This is a genomic window from Centipeda flueggei ATCC 43531 (genome assembly GCF_000160695.1).
Lineage (GTDB): Bacteria > Bacillota > Negativicutes > Selenomonadales > Selenomonadaceae > Centipeda > Centipeda flueggei.
Genome location: NZ_GG694006.1, coordinates 1093826 through 1119634, shown reverse-complemented (window position 1 = coordinate 1119634; position 25809 = coordinate 1093826). Strand labels below are relative to the sequence as shown.

At 60.0% G+C, this 25809-nt stretch carries 20 protein-coding genes; 13 read left to right on the top strand and 7 right to left on the bottom strand.

Features of this window, described 5'->3' with window-relative positions; genetic code table 11:
- Positions 1-83: 83 nt before the first annotated feature.
- The 5 genes from HMPREF0908_RS05275 to HMPREF0908_RS05255 form a co-directional block, all read right to left on the bottom strand.
- The gene (locus HMPREF0908_RS05275; protein WP_006690421.1) at positions 84-1403 is read right to left on the bottom strand and encodes a hemolysin family protein; all 1320 of its coding nucleotides are present in this window, start codon (positions 1401-1403) and stop codon (positions 84-86) included.
- 125 nt (positions 1404-1528) lie between these two features.
- On the bottom strand, positions 1529-3199 hold the full coding sequence (locus HMPREF0908_RS05270) for a DUF3329 domain-containing protein (RefSeq protein ID WP_006690420.1): 1671 nt from the start codon (positions 3197-3199) through the stop codon (positions 1529-1531).
- A 32-nt stretch (positions 3200-3231) separates the two neighbouring features.
- A complete protein-coding gene (locus tag HMPREF0908_RS05265) occupies positions 3232-4200 on the bottom strand; it encodes a glycosyltransferase family 2 protein (RefSeq protein WP_006690419.1) in 969 nt (322 codons plus the stop codon).
- Between the two features lie 9 nt (positions 4201-4209).
- The gene (locus tag HMPREF0908_RS05260; protein ID WP_006690418.1) at positions 4210-5055 is read right to left on the bottom strand and encodes a ChbG/HpnK family deacetylase; all 846 of its coding nucleotides are present in this window, start codon (positions 5053-5055) and stop codon (positions 4210-4212) included.
- A gap of 222 nt (positions 5056-5277) precedes the next feature.
- Positions 5278-5865, bottom strand: coding sequence for a BsuPI-related putative proteinase inhibitor (locus tag HMPREF0908_RS05255; RefSeq protein WP_040572439.1), 588 nt, complete (start codon positions 5863-5865; stop codon positions 5278-5280).
- Between the two features lie 168 nt (positions 5866-6033).
- On the opposite strand from HMPREF0908_RS05255, the gene HMPREF0908_RS05250 reads away from it, so the two are divergent.
- The 6 genes from HMPREF0908_RS05250 (at position 6034) to HMPREF0908_RS05225 (ending at position 10671) form a co-directional block, all read left to right on the top strand.
- Positions 6034-6822 carry a molybdopterin-binding protein gene (locus HMPREF0908_RS05250; protein ID WP_006690416.1) on the top strand — a complete coding sequence of 263 codons (789 nt, stop codon included), beginning with the start codon at positions 6034-6036 and terminating at the stop codon, positions 6820-6822.
- Positions 6823-8166 carry an SGNH/GDSL hydrolase family protein gene (locus HMPREF0908_RS05245; protein WP_006690415.1) on the top strand — a complete coding sequence of 448 codons (1344 nt, stop codon included), beginning with the start codon at positions 6823-6825 and terminating at the stop codon, positions 8164-8166.
- Between the two features lie 85 nt (positions 8167-8251).
- The gene (locus HMPREF0908_RS05240) at positions 8252-8932 is read left to right on the top strand and encodes a hypothetical protein (RefSeq protein WP_040572438.1); all 681 of its coding nucleotides are present in this window, start codon (positions 8252-8254) and stop codon (positions 8930-8932) included.
- 95 nt (positions 8933-9027) lie between these two features.
- Entirely contained in the window at positions 9028-9441 is a 414-nt protein-coding gene (locus HMPREF0908_RS05235; protein ID WP_040572437.1) for a bacteriohemerythrin, read from the top strand.
- 64 nt (positions 9442-9505) lie between these two features.
- Positions 9506-9919 carry a bacteriohemerythrin gene (locus HMPREF0908_RS05230; RefSeq protein ID WP_006690412.1) on the top strand — a complete coding sequence of 138 codons (414 nt, stop codon included), beginning with the start codon at positions 9506-9508 and terminating at the stop codon, positions 9917-9919.
- Between the two features lie 389 nt (positions 9920-10308).
- Entirely contained in the window at positions 10309-10671 is a 363-nt protein-coding gene (locus HMPREF0908_RS05225) for a hypothetical protein (RefSeq protein ID WP_006690411.1), read from the top strand.
- Between the two features lie 59 nt (positions 10672-10730).
- On the opposite strand, the gene HMPREF0908_RS05220 is transcribed toward HMPREF0908_RS05225, so the two are convergent.
- Both HMPREF0908_RS05220 and HMPREF0908_RS05215 read right to left on the bottom strand, forming a co-directional pair.
- Positions 10731-15902 carry a DUF4132 domain-containing protein gene (locus HMPREF0908_RS05220; protein ID WP_006690410.1) on the bottom strand — a complete coding sequence of 1724 codons (5172 nt, stop codon included), beginning with the start codon at positions 15900-15902 and terminating at the stop codon, positions 10731-10733.
- Between the two features lie 37 nt (positions 15903-15939).
- On the bottom strand, positions 15940-16362 hold the full coding sequence (locus HMPREF0908_RS05215) for a hypothetical protein (protein WP_006690409.1): 423 nt from the start codon (positions 16360-16362) through the stop codon (positions 15940-15942).
- A 199-nt stretch (positions 16363-16561) separates the two neighbouring features.
- On the opposite strand from HMPREF0908_RS05215, the gene HMPREF0908_RS05210 reads away from it, so the two are divergent.
- The 7 genes from HMPREF0908_RS05210 (at position 16562) to HMPREF0908_RS05180 (ending at position 25805) form a co-directional block, all read left to right on the top strand.
- The gene (locus HMPREF0908_RS05210; RefSeq protein ID WP_006690408.1) at positions 16562-17224 is read left to right on the top strand and encodes a hypothetical protein; all 663 of its coding nucleotides are present in this window, start codon (positions 16562-16564) and stop codon (positions 17222-17224) included.
- Between the two features lie 328 nt (positions 17225-17552).
- On the top strand, positions 17553-21248 hold the full coding sequence (locus HMPREF0908_RS05205; protein ID WP_006690407.1) for a nitrate reductase subunit alpha: 3696 nt from the start codon (positions 17553-17555) through the stop codon (positions 21246-21248).
- On the top strand, positions 21238-22656 hold the full coding sequence (gene narH, locus HMPREF0908_RS05200; protein ID WP_006690406.1) for a nitrate reductase subunit beta: 1419 nt from the start codon (positions 21238-21240) through the stop codon (positions 22654-22656). The genes HMPREF0908_RS05205 and narH overlap by 11 nt, the downstream gene beginning before the upstream one ends.
- A 2-nt stretch (positions 22657-22658) precedes the next feature.
- Entirely contained in the window at positions 22659-23192 is a 534-nt protein-coding gene (narJ, locus tag HMPREF0908_RS05195; protein ID WP_039981165.1) for a nitrate reductase molybdenum cofactor assembly chaperone, read from the top strand.
- On the top strand, positions 23189-23854 hold the full coding sequence (gene narI, locus HMPREF0908_RS05190) for a respiratory nitrate reductase subunit gamma (protein WP_006690404.1): 666 nt from the start codon (positions 23189-23191) through the stop codon (positions 23852-23854). Before narJ ends, narI begins: the two co-directional genes overlap by 4 nt.
- 119 nt (positions 23855-23973) lie before the next feature.
- Complete coding sequence (locus HMPREF0908_RS05185) at positions 23974-24267, top strand: hypothetical protein (protein WP_006690403.1); 294 nt, start codon at positions 23974-23976, stop codon at positions 24265-24267.
- Between the two features lie 173 nt (positions 24268-24440).
- Positions 24441-25805, top strand: a complete 1365-nt coding sequence (locus HMPREF0908_RS05180) for a DUF389 domain-containing protein (protein WP_006690402.1) — start codon at positions 24441-24443, stop codon at positions 25803-25805.
- Positions 25806-25809 lie beyond the last annotated feature (4 nt).

Here is a 25809-nt window from a genome sequence, read left to right as displayed (position 1 = left end):
TTCCATTGGGCGCCCCCCTTCGTCACGCTGGTGCGTGCCACCTCCCCCGCTTCGACGGGGGAGGCGAAGGAAGCAGCATTCGATCAGTCGCCGTTTTCCACAGCATTTGTCCGCGTCATGCGGATCTGGGCGACGCGCGCGCGATCCATCTGCAGGACCTCGAAGGTGTAATTCTCCCATGTGCAGGCTTCGCCGACGGCGGGGATGCGGCCGATCTGGGCGGTGACGAAGCCGCCGAGGGTGTGAAAGTGATCGTGATCCTCGTCAGGCAGTTCGTCGATGCCGAATTCCTCCTTGAACTCGTCGATGGGGAACAGCCCGTCAAAGACCCAGTTCTGCGCCTCCTCTGCGCCTGTGCGCGTGCCCGTGGGCGCGTCCTCATCCGCGCTGCCGATGATCTCGCCCATGATGTCGTCCATGGTGATGAAGCCGACGACACCGCCGTACTCGTCGAGGACGACGGCCTCGTGGATGGCGCCGCTGCGGAATTTTTCGAGGACGCGCAGCCCCTCCATGGTGCGCGGGACGAAGAGCGGCTTGCGGATGTAGTCTGCGATGTCGATCTCTGTACCGGCGAGTGCCGCGTCCAGCAGTTCCTTGGCGTAGACCACCCCGCGGAAGTCATCGAGGTTCTCATAGGCGACGGGGAATACGTCATGTGCGCCTGTGCGTACGATGCGCAGCTGTTCTGTACGGGGTTCCGCGAGGTCGACCCAGGCGATCTGCGTGCGCGGGGTCATGAGTGCCGAGGCGGTCTGATCGCTCATGTGGAAGATGCGGTCGACCATGTCCTGCTCGGTTTTTTCAAAGGTACCCTCTTCCGTGCCCTGCTCCATGAGATCCTTGACCGCATCCTCCGTGGCGGAGATGCGGTTCTCGGGGTTGATGCCAAAGATCAGCAGAATGCCGCGCGACATGGAGATGAGGGCGGCACTCGGCAGCGCGGTGAGCCGCGTGAGAAGCCCGATGGTGCGGTGCTTGTGCAGGAGAACGCTCTCAGGGTTCTGGAGGGCGATCTGTTTCGGCAGGAAATCGCCGAAGAGAAGCGTGAGTGTTGTCATGACGACGGTGCTGAGGATGAGGGCGGCGGCGTAGACCTCCATGCCCGGGAGGAGCTTTGTGAGTGCGCGCTCAAAGAGCGGCAGGGCAAAGAGTCCAATGCCGAGTCCCGTGAATAGACTCATGCAGGTGACGCCCGCTTGTGCCATGGCGATGGGACGGTCGGCGTGCTCTAGAAGGGCAAGCGACTCTGCTGCACCGGCTTCACCGTTTTCGGCGAGACGCTCGAGGCGGCCGCGATGGGAGGAGGTGAGTGCGGTCTCAATCTGGGCAAAGCAGGCATTCGCCCGCAGGGCGAAGATGAGCAGGATGAGACAGACAAGGTCGGATAAAGGACTGTCCAAGACTTGATGCAGCTCCTTTCATGAGCAGATAATCGAGGTGTGCATTCATTTACAGCACATGGGTTACGGGCAATGTTGTGCACATTATTGTACCACAGCGGGGATGAAAAGTCATGGTGCTTCGTTCATCGGTGCATTGTGCCGGCAGCATTGAACCAGACGGCGCGAGGGCTTTCTACGCGTATGCCGGACAGGTCAAAGTACTCCGCTGCACCGTCCCGTGTCACATCATTGTCCCAATCCTCGTAGTAGACATGACGAAGAACACGGTTTGTGGCTTCGATGGGAGGGAAGCGTACCTGTACGATGCCGCGCTGCGCCGCGTGTTTCATCTCAGTGATGCGCTGTGCATCTGCCGTATGTATTGCGTGTGTAATGAAAAGTGCTGCCGTGCCCGTATAGAGGAAGAGGAGAAGTGCTGCCGTGCAGATCGTGCGCCGCGCCGCTGCCGGCACCATCAGGCGCAGCGCAGGGGAGTTGAGGAGGGCGCAGAGTGCTGTGACGAACATCGCCGCAGAACTGAATGCCGCCCGTCCCGGGAAGGTCGGCGCGGCGAGCATGACGGCGTTGTTGCAGAGCGCCAGCCCCATGAGGACTGCTGCATAGCGGAGGGGCGGATGCGTATGCAGCAGGGCGCGGAGGGGAACGCGTGCCGCCGCCGTGCGGATGGCTGCGGCAGTCAGCCCAAGCTGCCGGCGCATACGTGCATAGAAGAGGAGAATGATCAGTCCGCAGATCGCCATTTCCTCAAATCCGTTCATGACGTTCGTGAAGAGGAAAATGGTCTTGGGGCGGTCGAGACCGAGCGGCAGAAGCACGCCGCCGATGATGGCATCGCGCAGAGCCGCCGCCGCCCATCCGCCCGTGACATACGATGCGGTGAAAAGGATGAGCACCGCCGCAAGCAGCACGGCTCCCCGGCCGGGATCCACGGGCTCGGCAGAGGGCAGCTGCGCCTGTGCGCGGCGTGCGAGGCGGAATGCCGTGAGGATGAGCAGGAGTACGGGCAGCAGGTAGAGCATCATCTCGCCCTGTCCGGCGATTTGGTTGCCGAGATGGATGAGGATCCCCTTCCCTTCGCCTTGTATCTCATATCGGACGTAGTTGCCGGGGGCGGCGACGAGCCCGATGAGCCCAATGAGCGCGCCGACGGCACCCGCGAGCATCCACGGCGCGAACGCACCGTGCCGCCGTGCATGGAACGTACAGCCGAACGCGAGGAGCGTCACGGTCACGGCGAGGTTCTCGATCGACCAGCCCGCGAGTACGCCGAGCAGGAACATCGGCAGGATCGCCCGCCTCCGACGCTCCCTCTGCCCCTCCTCTATCGCTTTCAGCGCAAGATTGTACGGCAGGAGAAAGAGAAAAGCGGGCACCGCCGACCAGAGATAGACCGTCGAGCCGCTTTTCCACACGGCGACTTCGCCGAAATGCGGCAGGGAGAGCCAGAGGAGGAGCGCCGCCGCCGCGAGCAGTGCCGGCGTGTGGGTCAGTGCGGCGGAGCGGCGCGCATGCATCATGACGAGAAAAGAGAGCGCGAGGAACATGAGCGCGTTCGCGATGTCAAACACCGGCTTTCCCAGCCAAAGGAAGAAGTCGAGGCAGAACACCGTGACCATGCGTCCGCCGTGCAGAAAATAGTGCCGAACTGCGGAGGATACAACATCTGCGGGCGATGCTATGGGGACGCCCGTCTTCCAGACCATCAGATAGTCATAGTCGTCGCGGTGGAGGGGCATCCAGTGATTGAGCGTGAGCATAAAGGCGAAAACAGCGACGGCAGCCACAGCAGTCATGCCGTATCGGGGAGTCTCTCTATTTTCCTGCGTCACAGTGATTCCTCCCTGTTGAGACGCGTGTTGTCAAATTTCTCTCCGTCCATCTCGTCGATGAGATAGCACGGCCGCCGCTTGCTCTCCGTAAAAACGCGTCCCAGATACTCGCCGATGATGCCGAGCGAGAGGAGCTGCACGCCGCCGAGAAAGAGAAGGACGGTCATGAGTGTCGGGTAGCCCGCCACGGGGTCGCCGTAGACGAGCGCATCGACGAGGACGACAACCATGTAGCAGAGCGCAAGTGCCGAGACGATAAGCCCGAGCACCGTCGTCAGACGCAGCGGTGCTGTCGTAAAGGATGTGATCCCCTCGACGGCGAGCGAGAGCAGTGCGAGATAGCTCCAGGTCGTTTTTCCTGCCGCGCGCGGCTGCACCTGAAAGGGGATTTCTTTTTTCTTAAAGCCTACCCACGTGAACAGTCCCTTCGTGAACCGCTGATTCTCGCGCAGAAGCCGCAGCGCCGCGACGCAGCGATGGTCGAGCAGACGAAAGTCACCCACGTCGCGCTGCAGGGTAAAGCGGCTGACCGCCTGCATGGAGCGGTAGAAGAGATTCGTCATCGTGCGCTTGAGGAAGGTCTCATCCCTTCGATCCGTGCGCTTGCCGCAGACATCGTCATAGCCCGCACGCCACGCCGCAACCATCGCCGGAATGAGCGCGGGCGGGTGCTGCAGATCTGCATCCATGATGAGCACGGCGTCGCCGTCCGCAAAGTCGAGCCCTGCCATCATCGCAGGTTCCTTGCCAAAATTGCGCGTAAAGCTGATGTAACGGACGTTCTCATGCGCATCAGCGAGCGCGTGAATCGCGTCGAGCGTCCCGTCACAGCTTCCGTCGTCGATAAAGAGATAGGAAAAGGCACAGTCCTTGACGGCAGCGGCCGCCGCCTCCACCGCATCGTAGAAACGCTGTATGACCTCCGCCTCGTTGTAGCAGGGCACGATGATGGTGATCTTGTCCATGTGCCCTCCTTATTGTGTCAGTGCCTGAAAATTGACGACCGCCGCGCCTCCCGCTGCAAGAGCCGTGCGCACCTCGGGCGCACAGGCGGCGGCAAGCTCCGCTTCGAAATCGTGCTGCCAGCGGCAGGCGCGGACGAGGATATCGCTGTCCGTGCCGGGATGGAGCATGACCTCCGTCACGCCGCCCGCGAGGTGTGCGGCGATATGCGTGAGGGCGGCGGTGTCGACCGCCTCGCCCGCGACGATGCCCGCAAAGTGGTCGGGGACGGCGATGCCGTGCCGCCGTGCCTTTGCCGCCGCGCGATGGGCGAGGACGGCAAGCCCCGCGCGCCCGACGAACTGGGCCACGCCGCCGAACTGCCCCGCAAAGAGGGGCGCATAGGGCGCGCGCATAGCAGGGATATGTGCCGCCGTGCAGAGGTCGAGCACGACATCGATGACCCCGGGCAGAACGTGCATGTGCTGGTGGCTGTCGGCGTGCGTCGGGCGGATGCCTGCCGCCGTGACGCGCTGCAGCTGTGCGGAGAGCTCTGCCCGCACCTCGTCCATGCGGACCATGCCGCGCAGAACGCGCACGGTCAGCGCTGTGTGATCGGGGGCAAATCTGCCCTCTGCCGTGACGAGCGTCGGAATCTCGGCGGGCGGCAGAACGGGCGTGCCGTCCACGAGTGTGAAGTGGATGCCGACGCCGAGCGCGGGCGTCCGCACGGCGAGCTCCGCCGCATCCGCGAACGCCGCGCCGCCTGCCATGATCGTCGCAGAGCGCAGCATGCCCTCGTGCACAGCTTTCTCGACGGCGCGGTTGATGAGCACGTGCCGCCCAAAGTCGTCCGCATTGATGATGATTTGTTTCAAGACTGTTATCCTTGTGCTTTACCTGTTTTGCTGATCGTTCTATAAAACCCCAGTGCGACGATGCTTCACGGCAATCCCTAGCGGAGCAGGCGGGAATAGTGTGCGACCCGCCTCCTGCGGATTTCTGCCGTCCAAGCGAAGCGCGTTTGGAATCCGCAGGTATTTAGGCGGACGAGCACACGACCGTCTGCAAGCGAGGGGCTGCTGTGAAGCACGTAAACATCACCAGCGATCCCAGCCGCCGGTGCCGATCACGATATCGCCGTGGATGCGCGGCGCTGTGCTGCCCGCACGCCGCGGGTCGGGCACCTCGGCACAGACGAGGATGTTTGTGTCCTTCAGTCCCGCTGCGGCGAGGACGGCGCGGTCCTGCAGCTCCTTATACGTCTTGCGGTCGATCTCGGCGGTCAGCTCCTCGGATGCACCCGGCGCGAGCGTATACGTCTGCAGAGCCTGTGTGAACGTCATGCCGTCCGACCAGCGCCAGATTTCGCGTCCCTTTGCGTCGAGCAGAGCGAAGTCATAGTTCTGTCCCGTCGAATGTTCGACGGCATAAGGCTCCGTACCCTCGTTGCGCACGGTCAGCTTCAGCAGGAGCCGGCCGCTCTTTTCAGCGACGGTCAATTCCTCGGAAAGACCGCCGACACGCACGCCTGCGTAGGTGTTGGAGGCTGCACGTACGGCGGGCGCATGCGAGGTCGGTATGGTGATGCCGATGCTGCCGCCGATGCCCGCCTCAGCCGCCGGGGCGAGGACAGGCGTGAGAAGTGCGGCAGCAAGGAGTGCCGCAAACAGCTTTGTGAATTTCATGGACATTCCTTCCATCATTTTGGGATAAAACTGGATTTGTGCAGAAACACGCACATTGTATTATTTTCGACAAAAAAGGCGGAATTACCTTTTCTAGGCAGGATTTTTGTAGTAGAATGAATAAAATAACTAATTTTCATTGAAAAATTTCCATCAGAGGAGAATCGCATGGTTGTAGAAATTATCAGCGTGGGCACAGAGCTGCTCATGGGAAATATCGTGAATACAAATGCGCAGCACATCGCGCAGAAGCTTGCGCACATGGGACTGGATGCCTACTATCAGACGGTGGTCGGAGACAACCCCGAGCGCCTGCGCGCCGCACTCGATGTGGCGTATACGCGCGGGGACTGCGTCATCACCACGGGCGGTCTTGGCCCGACGAAGGACGATCTGACAAAGGAGATGCTGATCTCCTACTTTGGCTGCACGCCCGTTGAGGACGAGGAGGCGCTGCGCCGTCTGGAGGAGCGCGCAAAAAAGCGCGGCGTTCCCCTTTCAGAGAGCATGCGCAAGCAGGCAACGGTCCCCTCAGGTGCAGTGGTACTGCAGAACGATCATGGCACGGCACCCGGCGTTATCATCGAGAAGGACGGCCGCGTGTGCATCATGCTCCCCGGTCCGCCGAAGGAGATGAAGCCGATGTTTGAGACGGCGTGTGACGTCTTCCTGCGCAAGCAGAGTAACAAGGCGTTCGTCTCCATGAACATCAAGCTCTACTCCATGGCGGAGCAGGGGTTTCCCGTCGGTGAGGCGCAGGTCGCCGACCGCCTCGGCGCACTCGTCGATGGGGAGAACCCGACCGTGGCGACCTATGCAAAGGAAGATGGCTGCCTCGTCCGTGTGACGGCGGCGGCAAAGACGGCAGACGAGGCACGGACGCTCCTTGCCCCGACGCTTGCAGCGGCGAAGGCAGCGATCGGAGAAGAACATATCAGATATGTGGAAGAGGACTAAATGCAGTTTGGGATCTTACGGCGCGGCGTGGAGGCACTGCTCGCCGCATTCGTTTTGGTGAGCGCAGTGCAGACCTCTGCTGAGGTGCGGCAGGTGGAGCGCGGTACGGCACAGATGGTGCGCAGCGCGTCCGCCGCATTCAACGCGTCCGCTGCGGCGCCGCTGCCGTCCTCCGTTCTCCTGCGCTGGCAGCCTTACCCGGGGGCAGTGCGTTATGAGGTGCGTATTCTCGTGCGTACGGCGGAGGGGCGTATGGTGGAACAGCAAAAGCTCAGCCGCATCTATACGACGGGGGTTCATGTGCCGTTTACGGGCATCCTGCCGCAGGATGATCTCTGCTGGACGGTGCGCCCGCTGGGCTACGACGGAACGCCGCTGGCAGAGGCATCTGCTCCGCGTCCCGTCCGCGGAGAGCGCGCAGACCCGCCTGCGCCTGTGCTCACAGCAGAATATGACAAAATGGCATATGCGCCGCTCTATCCCGTTTATTCGTGGATCCCGCTCAGCGGGCAGGAGCATCACGTGGTCGAAGTTTACCGCCGCGCGAATGGGCATGATGTTTTCCTTCGCAGCATTCAGGCGGGGGAATACGATGCCTATGACGATGCCCCGCTGACGGAGCCGGGGCACTATGTCTATCGTGTCCGCGGCGTCACGATCAATGGGACACCCATTTCCGACTGGTCAACGGGCGGCGTGCTCGATGTCGTTCCGCACACGCCGATTGCGGCGCTGGGGGACAGCATCACCCACGGGGGCGGTGCGATCAGCCTGCCCCCCTCTTACACGCTCTATGACTGGGAGACATACTGTACGGTTCCCGTCAAGAACCTCGGGCACAGCGGTGATACAACAGGGGATATGCTCGCACGTTTTGACCGGGATGTCCTGCCGTTTGCCCCGCGCGTCCTCGTCATCATGGGTGGGGTGAACGACTATCGCACGGGCATCTATGGTGCGCAGACGGTACGCAACCTTGCTGCACTGGGGGAGAAATGCCGTGCGCACGGCATCACGCCGATCTTCTTGACGGTGACGCCCATTCGTCCCGCGTGGATGACGACGCGTATGAAGATCATGACGCCGCCCTCAGACTGGATGGATCACCGCGACTATATCAACAACTGGATACGTCAGCAGGAGTTCAGCGTCGATGTCTCCTCCGTGCTCGCGGATGTGGGCGGAGAACTCGAGGCGTCGTACACGACGGACGGGCTGCACCCCGACGACGCGGGGAAGAAGTACATTGGGCAGACGGTGGATGCCTACCTGCGCAGAAATTTCGCCGATGCGGTGGGCGCGGCGGAGCGGCGTCTGCGGATCTATCAGGAGACGGGAGAGTAGGGATTAGGGCGCACGCGCTGCGCCGTTTGCTTCCCTATGGCGTATGAGATATACAGTATAAAAGATGATGAAAGGAGCCTGTGTCATGCGACACCTGCGCCGCAGCAGTGCCGCTGTACTGGCTGTGCTGCTCATATTCTGTGCATATATGGGCTTCAGATACTGGAAGGAACATACGCCCGAGGCGGCGCTCGCACATATCGGTCATGCCGCTGCGGCGGAGGATCGCGATGGCTTCGATCAATACGTCGATACGGATGCCGTCCTTGCGGGGCTCTCTGAGGATGCGGCGGCACTGCTCGCGGAGAACATCGACGCCCTGCACGCACGGTACCCGAGCGACTGGTTCTTTCGCCACGATGCCGCCTTTATGGAGCAGTATATGGCGGAGCGGCGCGCGGCGGACATCGCCTTTGTGCGCGCCGCGCTGGACTACTACTTTGACTCCTCGCGTGTACCGATCTCGCGCACGGACGGTGCGGCGCGATGGGCATCCGACGAGATGCGTGCCTTTGCCGCCGCATATACCGTGACCGTGGGAGCGGTGCGCACGGACGGTGATCGTGCAGAGGCAGATGCCGTTCTGCGCGGCAATGACAGCACCTATGGGAGGCTCCTGCCGTCGGCAGCCGTTACGTTTGAACTGGTGCGTGCGGAGGACAGGCGGTGGAAACTCGTGCGCGTACGGACGGCGGCGGATGAGCATGGCTTTTTTGCCTTCGTCGATGCGGCGGAGCGCTACTGGGCCCTCCAGGGCTGGGACTAGAGAAGCGGACCAAATCTGCGTCAGCCCTGAGGAGGGAGGGGGCGGCGCCCAAGAGAGACACAGACAGCAGAATTATGGAGAGAGGGAAACGAACGATGAAGTATGAACTGACACCGGAATATTTGACCGAAATTGACATGATCGACACGGAGCACAGAAAACTCTTTGATCTTGCGAATCAGTGCTATGAACTCGTGATGGACAATGAGGCAGTCGACCGTTATGACCGCATCGTTGCGCTTCTCGACGAACTGCGCGACTATGCAGCGACGCATTTTGCCCACGAGGAGGAGTATATGGAGCGTGTGCAGTACGAGCGGCGCTTCAGCGAGCGCTATCAGCATCTGCGTTTCATCCAGAAAATGAACGAGGTAGACCTGGACAGCGTGGACGAGAACCAGCAGGAGTATTTGCTCGGCATCCTCGACTTTCTCACGCGCTGGCTCTATGGACATATCAAGGGCATGGACTGCCGTATTCCGAAGGAAGAGGCCGCCGCCGCGAAGTAGGCATGTTTCTCGCACAGAAAACGGAAGCCGTTCGGATGTCGGACGGGAGAGGGAACGATGCATCATGAAGTATGAGTTTACGGATGATTATCTGACGGGCATCGCTTCGGTGGACGAGCAGCATGCGAAGCTGTTCGACCTGACGAACGAGTGCTACGATCTCGTGATGGAGAGCGCAGCAGAGGACAAATACGATAAGATCGTCGATATCCTGGAAGAGCTGGGGACGTATGCCGGCACGCATTTTGCGAGCGAGGAGGCATACGCAGAGCGTGTCGGCGACCCGCATCGTTTCAGCCATCGTGCCCTGCATCTGCGCTTTATGAAAAAAGTCGGCGAGATCGACCTTGAAAAGGTGGATGAGAACCAGCAGGAGTACCTGCTGAACATCCTTGATTTTCTTGCACGCTGGCTCTTTGACCACATCAAAGGACGAGACTGCAGGCTGCCCCATGCGGACGAGGCGCAGCAGGCATGAGCATACAAAAACACCGCGCAGTGAGCAACTGTGCGGTGTTTTTGCTGTGTATTTGTGGGATATGCGGAGGAAGCGTGCATATCCTTAGGAGAGTGTGGAAAGTTCCTCTCATGGAGAAATCCCACTGAAAAACTGTCTGGAGTATATCAAATAAGATAATGAATTTCAATAGCAAAATGAATTTTTTATGAAATTCTCATTTTAAATAAGCAAAAACTGCAGGAAATTAGGAAAATAGTCTGTATGCAACAATAGGGAAAGATCTTATAATAGAGACAGGACAAAGGAAATGTCCAAGGAATTGCTGATGAAATACAGTCCGTCCATTCGGCGGCACTGAGTTTATCGGTGTTTCGGCAGAATACTCATAAGGAAATGAGGTGACTGTGATGGCTGTACTATCACTTGCATCCATACTCGACGATCCCGCGCGGCAGATTCCCGTTCCGCTGATTATGCGGACGGCGACACCGACGCTTGCGCAGGATGGGATTAACGTCGGCGATATTCGCTCGCAGCATTTTGCACAGCGTGAGCAGATCCGCCGTCTGGCTCATATGGATGAAGATGCGTATGCGGTCGACATTGAGTCTCTGGCGCGCTCGCTTCACTCGCTGGAAGAGGATATCCGCAAGGAGGCGTCGCGTGAGATGTTCGGGGACGCGTACGTGGTTGAACTGAGTACAAAGGCACAGCAGGCGAACACGGCGGCGGGACAGACGTACCGCGCTGCGTTTGCACAGCAGAACTGAAAGAAACAGCGGCAGGAACATGGTTGTTCCTGCCGCTGTTTTTGTGCTGTGCTTCTTCCTTACCTCCTCACGCGGATTTGGTCGAGGATGAACGGATCCTTGATCTTGCCGTCCTCGGCAAAGAGGATGATCTTCGACAGGATCTCCGCCGTCTTCGGATCCTCGTCGAGGAACGGGAGGAAGAGACGCCCGCGATGCTGGCTGTGGACGGGCAGAACGTTGATCATCGCACCCGCCTTCTGCTGAATGACGCCGCTGCCGAGGTGGACGGTGTAGTCGCCGAGCTTGCCGTGGATGTGCGCGTGCACCCCCTCAAGCCGCACGTTGTCCAGTTTGAACAGCGGCAGGTTAAACTGCACGATGGCGCGGCGCATCTCGACGGTCGAGTGGCTCGCCTCGGGATCGACGCCGCCGACGTGTGCGACGGAGACGACGAGATCGACGTCGCGCATGACCTCGCTGAAGATGAGATCAGGAACATCGTCGATCGGCAGCCGCTGGAAGGTTTTACGGTCGAAGAACTCGACCCACTCCAGTGTCGGCGCCTCGATGTCGGCAGGTGAGAACCAGTCGGCAAGCGCGTAGATGCGTGCGATGATGTTCGCCTTGTAGTAGACGCGCTGCAGTCCCTCCGTGCCGTCGATGACCCAGCGGCGCGTTTTGAGCAGCGCGACGGTCTTCGCGGGCTGGATCTGGTGCCCCGCATAGCGCAGGCTCGTCTCCTTTCCGCGTTCGTCCGCCGTCTTGACATAGAGCTCACGGAATACCTGCTTAAAGGGCTGACGGATCTCCTTTTCAAAAAGATATTTCTGGTAGTCCGCCCATGTGCCGCTCTCATAGAGATCGAGCGCGTGGGCGATCTTTACCTCTGCGTCCTCCGCGAGCTCCGTGCGCGTGCCGTCCGCAGCGACGAGCGCACCGTCCGCATAGAAGCCGAGAGCTGCGCCCGACTGAAACACGAGCGGTTTCAGCAGCGGCGCAATGACGGGGTTGTGTTCCATGACGTTTGCGATCTCGCGGGCGAGGAGCGGCGTGCCGTCCTCCATCATCTCCTCGAGCATCTTCTTTGCGCGGCGGTACTGCTCCTTTAGATTCTTCTCTGCGTCCTTCAGCTCGAGCACGTAGGCGTTCTTCTTCAGCTTCGCGGGGACGGCCTTCAGCGGCTTCCCGCCCTTCGTGCAGACGAGCGACACCGCGCCGTCCTCTGCGACGGAGAGGGAGAGCGCGACATCCTCGACCTCCTTCGGACTGAAATGATCGGCGTGCGCCTTGATGAGCTCCGTCTCCGCCGTCCACACGAGGCGCGTCACATCGTCAAATCCGCAGGCGCGCGCGAGGTTCGAGAGGGCGATCTCCACCGCCTTCTCCTCACTCGCACGGCGCTGCGCCCCGAACTGCTTGCTTTCCTTGAGGAAATTTTGGAGGAACACATAGCGTGCGAGCATATCCTTATCCCGTGCGCGTTTCAGCGGGATCAGGCCGCAGCACATGACGAGATCTTTGTTGCGCTTCGCCGTGATTTCCTTCTCCACATCGGCGAGGTTCAGCGCACCGCGTACGGCATCGGCAAATTTGCGTGCGCGCGCGTGCTTTGCGCCGTTCGAGATGTACTTTGCCGCGTCGTAGAGACTCTCAAAATGCGCCTTGCCGAGCTCCTTGTACGCCGCCTTGAACCAGTCGATGTCGAATGCACCCTCCTTCAGATCCTCGATCGGGATGGGCGTGTACTTTGCGATCATGCTCGCGCGTTCCTTTGGGATGTCGCTCATGTGCGCTTGGAAGTAGTAGCAGCCGCTCGCCATACTGCGCCAGCCGAGGTATGCCTCGATGAGCGGGATCCACTGCGGCGCGTACATCGCCGCCTCGACGAGACGCTGCTGGGCGATGCCCGCGTCCTTCAGCGCCGCCTTCAGGTCGGCGGCTGTCTCGCCCGCGTGCGGGTGGCTGACCTTCAGCAGGTGGCTCAGCGTCGATGCCTTTGCCTCGTCCGAGCCCGCGTACCAGCTGCGGCGGTCGAGCTTCAGCGCACCGAGCGCCTGCAGGATGCGCACGAAGAGCTGGATGCCCTCGACGCGTAGGATACTGTCCACGGCGGCGGAGTGGAGCGCGGGCGTATCGCCGCGCCGCAGCTCTGCCGTGACGATGCTGTCGACGACGCGCTGTCCCTCCTCCTTGACAAAGGAAAGCACATCCTCCGTCTGTGCGCCGCGGCACTCGGGGTCATTGCGGTCGGGGAGCGCACCGCTCCGATAGCGCTCGAGCACGCGTACGCGGTTCTGCTCGACCTTTTTCTGATTGCGGCGTGCGTCCTTATCCATATCCTCCGCCTGCACGCCGAGGAGCATCTTGTAGAACGCGTCCTTCTTCTCCATGCCGAGGAGGTGTGCCTTCGCATGCTCGATGATGCCCGTCAGGCCGCCCTCGGGTTCCCCTCCCGCGCGCAGGAGGACATCCTCGATCCGCTCCGCGAGCCGCAGGCGCAGGGCATAGGACTGTGCGAACTCTACATCGTCCGCGTAGAGCCTCGCCCCGTGCAGGGCGGTCTGCATCAGCGCATTGTCGTGCGTGATCCGATACGTACTCGAACGCCAACGCCCCTTTCGCTCCACGAGGTAGAGCTTTTCATCATAGCATTCATAGGCGCGGCGCATCAGCAGCAGCCCTGCGGCAAAGACGAACGGGCGGTTCTCCTCGGCGTGCGTTTCATAGAGCACGCGGATGACGTTTTTCCCCGTCTGCCGTCCGACGTACCCCTCGCCGAAGTAACTCAGCTTCTGCGCGGCAAGGGCGGCGGGGAACGCCGTCCAGTCCCGCCCCGTGATGCGCGTCAGCCCCTCCGTAAAGAGGGCATCCTCCGCCTTTGCCATGAGAACGGCGATGGCGAGCTGATAGAGCACGCGAAAGTCTTTGATCTCCTTTCGATAGAACTCCTCCCAGACCTCCGGGAGCGGGTAGTCTTTGATATTGTTGGGTGCCCTCTTCGTGTGTTCGGTATCCGCGCGCTCGTAAAAGCCCGAGGCCAGCGTCGTCTCCTCCCTGCCGTTCCAGCGGCTCTTGTACTCATAGTCCTCGTGTTCCGTGTAGAGTGCGTCAAGTTTTTCGACGATCGTGAGCAGTTCCTCGTCCGTGCACGGGAATATGTCTTTGAGTGTGAGCGTGTTGACGACGTGGACGGTGTTTGCCGCTGCATCGTAGCCCGCCGCGACCGCCGCATCCGCTGTGTCATGGAGGTCAATGGTGAAGTCGGGCACGTATGCCGCATCGAACAGCGCGTCCTCCGCCTCTGCCGCCGCGCCCGTGCGTGCGAGCTCGTCGATCAGCACCTGCTCGTCCGACGTCGGCTTCTTGATCGTCTGTGCGAGGGCGAGCAGCTCCTCCTGCGGGATGCGCTCGTCCGCCTTGCAGCGCAGGAGCAGGTCGAGCGCGCCGAGCCGCTTGTTCACGTCGCGCTGCGTGAGGAGGCCTGCCATCGTCGTGCGGAGCTGTGCGTCGGTCTGCCCGTAGAGGAGATCGAGCACCGTGCGGCGTACATTCGCCGTCTTGAGGCGCAGCAGGGCGGCGATGTCGCCCTCGTGGCGCGTGACGAAGTCCCCGCCCATGAGACCCTTTGCTGTCTCAGGTGCCGTGCGGAGCGTGTCGGTAACCTCCGTATCGGGCACCGACGCCGTTGGGTTCTCACGGATGATCCGCGCCGCTGTCTCGGGAGCGAGGCGCAGGAGATCGATGAGTGCCTGCTCCTGCACGGGGCTCAGCGGCGCTTTGAGCAGGAGCGGTGCAGCCCGCTGTCCCGTGTAGCAGGCGGAGAGGATGGGCGCGACGCGATCCGCCAGCGCAGTGCCGGCACAGAGGGCAGCGAGCACCATCGCATTGGACAGTGCTTCCTTCGTCAGCGTCACCCCGTACCACGGGAAAATGCACGGACGGTATTCCTCCTCCTTGCGCTTCATGCGCGCATGGGCGCGTTCGCAGAGGTCGAAGAAACGCGTGGCCTCCTCTGCGTTCGCGAAATACGCCTGTGCGTCGAACTTCTTGACGAAGTCGTCGAGCTCCCGCAGGATGTAGAAATCGCCCGTCACATAGGACAGATAGCAGGCGATTTTCTGCATGTCCTCTGCACTGAGTTCCGCGTCCGTGATGCCGAGGAGGACGCGCTTGGCGACATTTCGCTCGGCCGCGCCGTCCTGCAGGGCGTGCAGGAAGTACGAGACGAGGAGGACGGAGTGCGGACGCCCCTCCCCAATGATCTCCTCCATGGCGGCGATGAGATCCTTTACATCGTGCAGCCCCTTGCTCCACAGCCCGACCATCGCCTCGACATTGTCCTCGCTGTAGACGAAGGCATCTCCCTCCGCGGGATCGCGCAGCACGCGCATGATGAGCGCGAGGAGCTTCTTGTCCACACGCTCGCTGTCCGTACCGATGCCGATGGTCGTCGCGATGGCGCGGCGCACGGACGAGAAACGGATGAGATTATGCTCCTCGATCAGCCCCATGATGTAGACGAAGTGCTCCTGCCGCCCGCAGTCCATCGTCTCGCAGATCGCCTGCCGCAGACCCTCCTGCAGTTTCCCCGCGAGAAGGAGCTTGCCGACGAGTTCTGCGAGCTCCGTATTGCGCGCCTTGAAGATGGCGCGGAACACATCGTAGGTGAGGATTTTCGTGTTGTTCTCGCTGAGCAGCATCTCGCGGATGATGGAGAGGACTTCCTCATTGCCGCGGTCAATCCACACGGCGATCTGCTCGGGCACGAGGAAGCTGCTGCCGTACTTTTCCACATCGTAGGCGCCTCGCAGGATCTGCGGCACGGTCAGTCCGGAGAAACGCTGGCGAATCAGCCGCTCTACCAGCGCCCAGATGCGCCCGACGTGCTGATGATAGTCACGCGAGCGGATGAGCCGACGGGTGTAGCGGGTTGTGTAGGGATAGTCGGCGAGATTGTGTGCGATAGCGACGAGATCTTTCCGCAGCGCCTCGCCCATCATGAGGTCAAAGGCGGGGTAGAGCGCGGGCGGCAAGACATCATCGTCCACCGTACAGACCACGTCCTTCTTGTTGCGGCGGAAATTCGCCACAACGACATCCCAGTCATAGTCGGGTTCGCCCTTTTTGTCCGTGCGGAAAAAGAGAAAATTCAGCAGTTTTTGGCTCTGCTCATTCAGCGCGGGCATCGCCGCCTTTAGCTCCGCCAGAAGGGCGGACATGTCCTCATCGCCCAGATACCAGTTGATCATCGTATTCCTCCAGTTACTATACGCATAACATCCTCCCTCACCACATACGTCCCGCGAGCATCGTCAGACGCACAAAGGTGATCTCATCGTTCTCCTTCAGCGTGACGGGCGTATCGCACGTCTCGCCGAGCTCCTCCCCGTTCACGAAAATCCGGTAGATGCCGTCCTCGAACGACTGCCGCGCATTCTCGATCGCCGCCGCCGCACTCTGCACCTGCCCGCGATAGTCCACGCCAAAGCCGACCTTGCCGACCGTGCTCGCATCCGCGATCTCCGCGCGCGTCAGATAGCGGAGCGCCGTCTCGCCCGTCTCCGCACGCGCGTTGAACCGCGTGACCTCCGCCGTCACAAACGCATCGATCAGTTCGCCGATATCGTGCACCGCGCCAATCTCATACGGGCGTGTCTCGATGGCATTCCTGCGCTTGCCAATGCGCTTTACATTCACCTGTACCTGCATAACCCTGCCTTTCGTATCGAAAAGATACAATAACTTATCTTACATTATAGTATAGTTGAAGGATTCATACAATAAGAAGGACATTTGTTGTCAATGCGTCATGGCGGATGATGGATATCATCAATAAAAATTGATTTTGGATTAAGGGGGGGCGATTTTTACGATAATATTGTTAGAAGAAGAGAAAGGAAGGCTTGATATGGCATATTTGAACGTACATGGAACAGATGATGCGGCGCGCGTCCACTCATCCGCCGCCAAACCGTCGAAAAAGCCAGCTGATGGAGAAGTTTTTGCCGCGATGCTCGGCGAGGCGTTGTCGACATCCGATTCCGACGCGAAGCGGAACTCAGTGGAGAATATTTGCAAGTGGTCTGTTGATCCGGAGCATTATCCGGAACCGGATGATGAGGCACTCATTGCGGCTCTCTATAACGATGATCTGCGTGATTATTCCACAATGGCGAAGCCGCGTATCGGCGGACGCCTTGTTGTCTGCCAGAAGAATCCTGACGGCTCGCTCTTTTACTACCCGCCGCGGGATGCTTCGTTTGAGGAAAAACGCGCGTTTGTCAACGCGATGAAAGGGCTTTCACGCGAGGAACGCTATCAGGTGAATAACCTCATCTCCGATATGTTCGGCTTCTCCCCCTTCCATCCGTTCCTGCGCCGTCAGTCACAGCGAACAGCGGGAGATGTGCAGTCGAGTACACTGTTTGATCTTCTGCGCGATGAAGTGATTAAGGATCTTAAGCAAATGCATGTGGATGATCCAAATCGCCCATGGCGTGAACAGGAAGCGGCGGTACTGGACAAGATTTTTGAACGCAGGGAAGCCGCAAAGCACGCGTCAAAATTTTAGTGAAACGATCCACGGGAGTACCGTATGAGGCGAATGGCTTCGTGCGGTGCTCCTTTTTTATGAGCGGAAGATTTTTAGTATGATCATGCAGCAATAATGAGAATCTCACGCAGGATGCGTCATATATGAATTGAGAATATCATTCGATTGTGGAATTTGCCTAAAACTGTGATATAACTCACATTCTGGAGACAAGGATTATAGTAACATAAGAGAACCTATGTAATGTGTTTTTTCTGTGTAAAGGAAGCACTGATAAATTCAGCACCGCTGTCTTAGGGTCTATTTTATCAGCGATTCCTAAACAGAACAGCGGAGGGGTGAAGGCGTGAGCAGTATCTTTCAAAAATTCAAGTATCTGATTCCTACGTCGACTTCTGCGGATGGTCATCAGGAGACGCGCGAAGGCGGGCGTACATGGGAAAACATGTACCGTGATCGCTGGTCATTTGACAAGACCGTACGCACGACGCATGGCGTCAACTGCACGGGCTCGTGCAGCTGGAACGTCCACGTCAAGAACGGGATCGTAGCGTGGGAGAATCAGGCGACGGACTACCCGGAGACGGCGCCGGACATGCCGGACTTCGAGCCGCGCGGCTGTCCGCGTGGGTCGACGTTCTCCTGGTATCTCTACAGTCCGCACCGCGTGAAGTTCCCGTACCTGCGCGGGGAGCTCGCGGCTCTCTGGCGTGAGGCGCGTGCGTCGCACGCGAACGCATACGAGGCGTGGAAGAGCATCGCCTCGGATCCCGTGAAGCAGAAAAAGTACAAAGAGGCACGCGGCATGGGCGGCTTTGTGCGCTCCAACTGGGAAGAGGTCAGCGAGCTGATCGCCGCCTCCGTGCTCTATACGGCGTATACCTACGGCTCCGACCGTATTTTCGGCTTCTCCGTTATCCCGGCGATGTCGATGCTGAGCTATGCGGCGGGCATCCGTTTCATGCAGCTGATGGGCGGCGTAGGACTCTCGTTCTACGACTGGTACGCCGACCTCCCGCCTGCGAGCCCGCAGATCTGGGGCGAGCAGACGGACGTACCCGAGTCAAGCGACTGGTACAACGCGGGCTACCTCATCACATGGGGCTCGAATGTGCCGCTGACGCGTACGCCGGACGCACATTTTATGGCGGAGGTGCGCTACAAGGGGACGAAGGTCGTCTCCATCGCGCCCGACTACGCCGAGTCGTCGATGTTCGCGGACACGTGGATTTCGCTGAAAGTCGGCAGTGACTCTGCCCTCGCGATGGCGATGGGACACGTCATCCTGAAGGAATACTACGTCGACAAGACCGTCCCGTTCTTCGTCGAGTACACGCGGAAATACACGGACTTCCCGTTCCTCGTGCGCATCGAAAAGCGCGCGGACGGCACGTATATCCCGGGGCGCATGCTCTCCTCGCGCGACATGGGACGCGACGAGAAGCACGCGGAGTTCCGCTACTATGTGGTGGATGATAAAACGGGCGAGATCATCATCCCGAACGGCACACTCGCCGAGCGCTGGAGCGATCAGGAGAAATGGAACATCCGCGAGGAGAACCGCGACACAGGCGCGGAGATCTGCCCGCGTCTCTCCGTCTGGGATGATAAGACGGGGACGGTGGAGGTCGAGCTGCCGTACTTCGGCAACGACCGCGAAAAGCGCACGCTGACGCGCGCGCTCCCCGTACGCAGCGTCAAGACCGCAGACGGCGAGGTGCTCGTCACGACGGTCTACGATCTGACGCTCGCGAACTACGCGATAGACCGCGGCATCGGCGGCGAGAGTGCGGGCTCCTACGAGGACGATACGCCCTATACGCCCGCATGGCAGGAGAAGTACACAGGCATCGCACCCGACCTCGTCATCAAGACGGCGCGCGAGATCGCGGACAATGCGATCAAGACGAACGGGCGCACGATGATCATCATGGGCGGCGGCATCAACCACTGGTTCCACGCCGACATCGTCTACCGCACGATCATCAACCTCCTGCTCTTCACGGGCTGCGAGGGACGCAACGGCGGCGGCTGGGCGCACTACGTCGGGCAGGAGAAGCTCCGCCCGAACGAGGGCTGGGCGCGCATCATGTCGGGCTCCGACTGGCAGGCTCCGCCGAAGATGCTGAACTCCACGTCGTTCTACTATTTTGCGACCGACCAGTGGCGCAGCGACGAGATCCAGACGGACGCGCTCGCGGCGGCAAACGAGACGGCGCGCTATACGCATCCGGCGGACTACGCCCTGCTCGCGGCACGTCTCGGCTGGGCCCCCGCCTATCCGACGTTCAACCGCGGCTCGAACCAGATCGCCGCAGACGCGAAGTCGGCGGGCTACGAGGGCGCGGATGGCATCAAGCAGTATGTCGTGAAGAGTCTGAAGGACGGCAGCCTCGACTTTGCGTGGGCGGACCCCGATGCACCCCAGAACTTCCCGCGCAACCTCTTTGTCTGGCGCTGCAACCTCCTCGGCTCGTCCGCGAAGGGCAACGACTACTTCCTTAAGTATCTTCTCGGCACGGAGAACAGCATCTTCCAGGAGGAGGATGCCGCCGTCCGTCCGCAGGAGGTCAAGTGGCGTGAGAAGGAGGAGCTCGAAAAGCCGGGCGGCGCGCTCGACGGCAAGCTCGACCTCCTCGTCGCGCTCGATTTCCGCATGGCGGGCAACGCGCTCTACTCCGACGTCGTCCTTCCGACGGCGACGTGGTACGAGAAGACCGACATCTCCTCGACGGATATGCATCCCTTCGTCCATCCGTTCCAGCCGGCGGTCGATCCGCTCTGGGAGTCGCGGACGGACTGGGATATCTACCGCACGCTCGCACAGGCGGTCTCCGCCGTTGCAAAGGATGCGGGACTCACCCCGTACACGAACATCGCCGCGACCCCGCTCGGGCACGACAGCGAGGCAGAGCTGGCACAGCCCGACGGCGTCGTGCGCGACTGGAAAAAGGGAGAGTGTGAGCCGATCCCCGGCAGGACGATGCCGAACATCGCCGCGAATACGATCGACTACACGAAACTCTATGAGAAGTGGATTGCACTCGGGCCGAATGCGGGCGGCAAGACGGCGAGCCACGGCAATACGTGGGACTCGGCAGAGGACTACGAGGAGATCCGCCGGCGCAACGGCATCATCGACAACAAGGACTATGTGTCCTACGGCTGCCCCTCGATCTACGAGGCACGGCAGGCGATCGACGCGGTGCTCGGCATGTCGCCGACGACCTGCGGCAGGACGGCCGTCCGTGCATGGGCGGCGGTCGAAAAGCGCACAGGACTTTCGAACCTCACGAAGCTCGCGAAGGATCGCGAGGAGGAGCGCTTTACCTACGATCAGGTCATTGCGCAGCCGCGTGAGACGATCACGGCGCCGACCTTTACGGGCAGCAATCAGAACCGCCGCTACACGCCCTTTACGAACAATGTGGAGGAGCTGATTCCGTTCCGCACGCTGACGGGACGCCAGCATTTCTACATGGATCATGAGGTCATGCGCGAGTTCGGCGAGGCACAGGCGGTCTACCGCCCGATCCTCGATTTCCGCCCGATGAACAAGTCGCTGAACGGTCCGCAGAAGGAGATCACGCTGAAGTATCTCACGCCGCACAACAAGTGGAGTACGCACAGCATGTACTTCGATGCGCAGCAGATGCTCACGATGTTCCGCGGCGGCCAGAGCGTCTGGATGAGCGAGAAGGACGCGGCGGAGATCGGCGTGAAGGACAACGACTGGATCGAGCTCTACAACCGCAACGGCGTTGTCGCCTCGCGCGTCGTCGTTTCGCCGCGCATTCCGCAGGGCGCAGTCTTTATGCACCACGCGCAGGACCGCCACATCAACGTGCCGGGCTCGAAGCTCTCCGGGACGCGCGCGGGAACGCACAACACCCCGACGCACATTCACATGAAGCCCACCCACCTCATCGGCGGCTACGGGCAGCTCAGCTATGGATTTAACTACTACGGCCCGACGGGCAACCAGCGCGACTCGTATGTCGTCGTGCGGCGCATGGAGGAGGTAGATTGGCTTGAAGATTAAAGCACAGATCGCGATGGTCATGAATCTCGACAAGTGCATTGGCTGTCATACGTGCTCCATCCTGTGCAAGAACGTCTGGACGAACCGGCGCGGCGCGGAGTATATGTATTTCAACAACGTCGAGACAAAACCCGGCATCGGCTATCCGAAGCAGTGGGAGAATCAGGAAAAATGGAAGGGCGGCTGGGAGCTGAAGGACGGCGAGCTGAGCCTCAAGACCGGCGGCAAGATCTCGCGCCTCGCGAAGCTCTTTTACCATCCGCAGCAGCCCGAGATGGACGACTACTATGAGCCGTGGACATACGACTATGAGACGCTGATCCACACGAAGCGGCGCAACCACCAGCCCGTGGCGCGTCCGCGCTCGCTCATCACGCAGAAGCGCATGGAGATCAAATGGGGCCCGAACTGGGAGGACGACCTCGCCGACGGACAGTCCGCACGCAAGGACTACAACCTCGGCAAGATTGGACAGGAGATCACGCTTGAGTTCCACGACATCTTCATGAAGCATCTGCCGCGTCTCTGCAACCACTGCCTCAACCCTGCCTGCGTCGCGGCGTGCCCCTCGGGCGCGATCTACAAGCGCGACGAGGACGGCGTGGTGCTGATCTCGCAGGACGGCTGCCGCGGCTGGCGTCACTGCGTCCCCGCGTGCCCGTACAAGAAGATCTACTACAACTGGGAGACGAACAAGGCGGAGAAGTGCGTATTCTGCTTCCCGCGCCTTGAGAACGGGCTGCCGACCGTCTGCAGCGACGGCTGCGTCGGACGCATGCGCTATCTCGGCGTACTGCTCTACGATGCGGACAAGGTGAAGGCGGCGGCATCGACCCCCGATCCGAAGGACATCTACAAGGCGTACCTCGATGCGCTCTGCGATCCGAACGATCCCGCAACGGTGAAGGCGGCGCACGAGGCAGGCATCCCTGACCGCTGGATCCGCGCGGCACAGAACTCGCCCTCGTATAAGCTGATCGCCGAGTGGCAGCTCGCGTTCCCGCTCCATCCGGAGTACCGCACGCTGCCGAACATCTGGTACGTCCCGCCCCTCAGTCCGATCGCACGGCGCGCCGAGGAGAAGGTGTTCTTCCCCGGCGCAGCAGAGATGCGCATCCCCGTCGCCTACCTCGCCCAGCTCCTGACGGCGGGCGACACGGCGGCGATCGAGCGCGTCCTCGGCGTGCTGCTCGAGCTGCGCACCTACATGCGCACGAAACAGACGGGCGAGCCGCTGCCCGCAGGACTCACGCACGATGCGGAGACCTACGAGGCGATGTACCGTCTGCTCGGCATCGCAAAGCGCCGCGATCGGTTCAACATCCCCGCAGGCGTGCAGGACGTATCGCAGGATAAACTGCGCGAACTGCAGGGGACGGCAGGCTATGCCTGTCCCGGGGGGTGCTGATGATGGAGACAAACAGCATTCAAAAGGAGCTGCTCCTCACCTCCTATCTCTTTGAGTACCCCTCAAAGGAATGGTGGGGGGATGTGAAGGAGTGCGCCGCCGAGGCGCATACCGTCGAGCGCCCGCAGTCGCGCGAGGTGCTTGAGGAGTTCTTTGACTACGTGGAGGAAAGCGACCCGAAGGAGTATGAGGACGCATACGTGCGTGCCTTCGACTTCTCCCAGAACACGAACCTCTACCTCACGACGCACAACCGCACCGATTTCGGCAAGCAGTCCGAGGAGATGCTCGCGTACAAGCAGCTCTTCCTCGATGCGGGCTATGACCTCGACCATGAGCTGCCCGACTACCTGCCCGCGATCCTTGAGCTTGCGGCAGCCGTGCCCGAGGAGCGTGCCGCACACATCCTCGGCGCGGTGCGCCCGAAGCTGGAGCTCCTGCGTGACCGTCTGATCGAGGCGAAGCTGCCCTACGCGTTTCTGCTCGATGTCGTCCTCACGGGGGCGGCGCATCTGGAAGGGAGGACGGCATCATGAAACAGTTTGTCTGGGGCGCGCTCCCCTACATTGCGTTCACGTTCCTCATCGTGGGGACGATCGTGCGCTACACCGTCTTTGAGCGGAACTGGACGACGAAGTCCAGCCAGTTCCTCACGAAGGGGAACCTCCCGCTCGCAGGCCCCATGTTCCACCTCGGCCTTGTCATGGCACTCGGCGGACACATCATCGGCGTGCTCATCCCGAAGGCAGCGACGGAGGCGGTGGGCATCAACGAGCACCTCTATCACATGATCGCCCTCGGCGGCGGTACGCCCGCGGGGATTCTCTTCTTCCTCGGCTTCATCCTCCTGCTCGGCCGCCGTTTCGGCACCGACCGCATGGCGGTGAACACGTCGTCGATGGATCGTTTCCTCTATTTCTTCCTCTTCCTTGCCATCTTCACGGGCTGTGCAGCGACGGGGCTCAACGCCTTGGAGGGCGGGTTTGACTACCGCGAGACCATCGCGCCATGGTTCCGTTCCGTTCTTATGCTCAGCCCCGACATCTCCTATATGGAGAACGTGCCGCTCATGTTCCGCCTGCACATGCTCGCGTGGATGTCGGTCGCGATACTCTTCCCGTTCTCGCGTCTCGTCCACTGCCTCAGTGCACCGTTCGAGTATCTCTGGCGCAGTCCGATCATCTATCGGAAAAAATAACGGGATATACGATATACCGAATGCCTCCGCATCCTGCGATGCGGGGGCGTTTTCTGTTTGACCAATCTCATAGAAGCCGATATAATAAGAGAAAAAATGAAAGGAAAGGCTGACGTGTAATGGGAGAGACAAAAATGGAAGAACTGATCCGCATGACGGCAGAGCGGCGGACGCAGGCACTGTGCACGGCCATGGAGGCGGATCTGGAGACCGTGTGGAAGCATGGTGCGGAGGCGGGCAAGGCGGAGGGATTCGCCGAGGGTGAACTGCGCGGCAGCAAAAAAGCGGTCATCCGCGTCTCGATGAATCTCCTGCGCGCGGGCATCGCCCCTGCGGTCATCGCCGAGGCGGCAGAACTCCCGGAGCTGATTATCCGCAAGCTGGCACAGGACAACGGCATCGTGATCGCGTAAGAGATGCGCGGCGGATGCTTGAGGAAATACCGATGATTTGATGCGGCAGCACGCCGCATCTTTTTGCGTATGACAAGAGCATAGCGCGCAGCAATGGAGCTGCTGCAGGGAACAAAACAGGCCGTGCAGCAACCATTTTACTTGCAGCTGACAGAAAGCGAGGGAGATAAATTTTGATTTGGAATAAGCTAAAATTTTTCTTTGACTTACGTGGTGATATTGCTTCGACACAGGAAATTACGAAGCGGGTCAACGCTGGTATCCGATTACGGGGGACGAATCTCAGCGTTTTGATACTGGCGATCTTTATTGCCTCCATCGGTCTCAATATGAATAGTACGGCGGTCGTTATCGGAGCGATGCTGATCTCGCCGCTGATGGGGGCGATCCTTGGGATTGGCTATGGGCTTGCCCGTTATGACAGCGCGTATATACGTTCCGGTGCAGGTAATCTGTTCGCCCAAGTGCTTATTTCAGTTGCTGCATCGACGCTTTATTTTTCCCTCACGCCGATCGATGCCCCCTCTTCGGAGCTGCTTGCACGGACATCGCCGACCATCTGGGATGTTTTGATTGCTGTCTTTGGCGGGCTGGCAGGCATCATCGGGATAACACGCAAGGAGGGCGGAAATGTTATTCCGGGGGTTGCGATTGCAACGGCTCTGATGCCTCCGCTCTGCACCGCAGGATATGGGATTGCTGCGGGAGTAGCGGCGTACGCTGTTGGGGCACTCTATCTGTTCTTCATCAATAGCTTCTTTATCTGTCTGACTGCATTTGTTGTCCTGAAACTCATTGACATCCCATCGAAGATTGAGCGGGACTCCGTAGAATTTTCAAGACAAAAAAGATATCTGATGGCCTTAGCCATCCTTGTCACGCTGCCCAGCTGTTTCGCGGCGTATCAGAGCGTGCAGGAAAATCTGGAGAACGAGCAGGCGAAAATATTTTTTGAGGAGAATTTCAAAACACCTCCGCACATTGCCATCTCCTATACCTTGGATAACGAGAAGAAAACGCTGACGGTTTTTACAATCGCTAGAATATCGAAGGATGATCTTGAGGAATTGACGGAGAAATTGCATCAAAAGACACAGCTCAAACCGTTTCACCTAGAAATCTTTTCTTCGGAAGACCGTGAAGAAATGGAGGCGATGATCGATCAGAGACTCAGTGAGACAGGAAAAAAAGCTATTCCCTCTGTTCAGGAGCAGCAGACCGTGACTGCACTCAAATCTGCCCGCGAGGAAGGGGAGAAGCAAGGAATGTACATATTGGACTGGAATCGTGAGGCGCGCATCGTTTTCCCGGAGATCTCCCGCATCGCCGTCGGGAGTGTACGCGAACCTGCCGGAACAGGAGGGGATACATCGACAGCTCTGAAGGAAAACCAGATTGCGTTTATCTATCTTAACGCCGATATGGACGAAGCGTCGCGCCATCGCCTGACCGAATGGATTTCGGACAAAGCAAAACACCGTGTAGAGGTACACTTCCTTCCTGAGACCATGTCTGCAGCGGGGGAAAAGGGGCTATAGCTTT

Excerpts from the sequence above, each read along its gene's own strand:
- HMPREF0908_RS05270 (WP_006690420.1), bottom strand. The coding sequence starts at position 3,199 with ATGACTGCTGTGGCTGCCGTCGCTGTTTTCGCCTTTATGCTCACGCTC.
- HMPREF0908_RS05265 (WP_006690419.1), bottom strand. The coding sequence starts at position 4,200 with ATGGACAAGATCACCATCATCGTGCCCTGCTACAACGAGGCGGAGGTC.
- HMPREF0908_RS05255 (WP_040572439.1), bottom strand. The coding sequence starts at position 5,865 with ATGAAATTCACAAAGCTGTTTGCGGCACTCCTTGCTGCCGCACTTCTC.
- HMPREF0908_RS05250 (WP_006690416.1), top strand. The coding sequence starts at position 6,034 with ATGGTTGTAGAAATTATCAGCGTGGGCACAGAGCTGCTCATGGGAAAT.
- HMPREF0908_RS05245 (WP_006690415.1), top strand. The coding sequence starts at position 6,823 with ATGCAGTTTGGGATCTTACGGCGCGGCGTGGAGGCACTGCTCGCCGCA.
- HMPREF0908_RS05240 (WP_040572438.1), top strand. The coding sequence starts at position 8,252 with ATGCGACACCTGCGCCGCAGCAGTGCCGCTGTACTGGCTGTGCTGCTC.
- HMPREF0908_RS05235 (WP_040572437.1), top strand. The coding sequence starts at position 9,028 with ATGAAGTATGAACTGACACCGGAATATTTGACCGAAATTGACATGATC.
- HMPREF0908_RS05230 (WP_006690412.1), top strand. The coding sequence starts at position 9,506 with ATGAAGTATGAGTTTACGGATGATTATCTGACGGGCATCGCTTCGGTG.
- HMPREF0908_RS05225 (WP_006690411.1), top strand. The coding sequence starts at position 10,309 with ATGGCTGTACTATCACTTGCATCCATACTCGACGATCCCGCGCGGCAG.
- HMPREF0908_RS05220 (WP_006690410.1), bottom strand. The coding sequence starts at position 15,902 with ATGATCAACTGGTATCTGGGCGATGAGGACATGTCCGCCCTTCTGGCG.
- HMPREF0908_RS05215 (WP_006690409.1), bottom strand. The coding sequence starts at position 16,362 with ATGCAGGTACAGGTGAATGTAAAGCGCATTGGCAAGCGCAGGAATGCC.
- HMPREF0908_RS05210 (WP_006690408.1), top strand. The coding sequence starts at position 16,562 with ATGGCATATTTGAACGTACATGGAACAGATGATGCGGCGCGCGTCCAC.
- narJ (WP_039981165.1), top strand. The coding sequence starts at position 22,659 with ATGGAGACAAACAGCATTCAAAAGGAGCTGCTCCTCACCTCCTATCTC.
- narI (WP_006690404.1), top strand. The coding sequence starts at position 23,189 with ATGAAACAGTTTGTCTGGGGCGCGCTCCCCTACATTGCGTTCACGTTC.
- HMPREF0908_RS05185 (WP_006690403.1), top strand. The coding sequence starts at position 23,974 with ATGGGAGAGACAAAAATGGAAGAACTGATCCGCATGACGGCAGAGCGG.